Raw genomic sequence first — 363 nt, 5'->3', positions numbered from 1 at the left:
GTAGAAGTCAACTGCTCTGGTCAGTTCAAGTTCCCCTTAATTAAGATAAAGTCAAAGAACTCTAGAAGATTTGACAAACAAGACTTCCCGCGAAGAAAGCCGTGCTGACTCCTCCCTATGAGCTCATTCTCTTCAAGATGAACAGAAATCCTGTCTCCTATTATAGACACGAGCAGTTTGCCCGGAACGGACGTCAAACTCATCGGTATATAATTGCTGCACTCTGTCCTCTCACCGGCCTTAAAAATGGGAGTCACGTCTGCGATCCGTAAGTCGTCAGGGACACCACCTGATTCCAAGGACGCGGTGAAAAGGTGATGGAGGTGAACCGCTAGCACGGTCTTCACCTTGTTCATCATACTT

1 protein-coding gene is annotated in these 363 nt (G+C 47.1%); it reads right to left on the bottom strand.

Translation table 11 applies throughout. The features are described 5' to 3' along the window. Window positions 1-20: 20 nt before the first annotated feature. Window positions 21-363 (bottom strand): RNA-dependent RNA polymerase family protein (locus F0L46_RS26690; protein ID WP_210247702.1); only part of this gene is annotated, 343 nt, incomplete at its 5' end.

The sequence above is a fragment of the Salinarimonas soli genome (assembly GCF_008386575.1).
GTDB classification, from domain to species: domain Bacteria; phylum Pseudomonadota; class Alphaproteobacteria; order Rhizobiales; family Beijerinckiaceae; genus Salinarimonas_A; species Salinarimonas_A soli.
The sequence above is the reverse complement of the archived record's forward strand: the minus strand, read 5'-3'. Positions and strand labels throughout refer to the sequence as shown.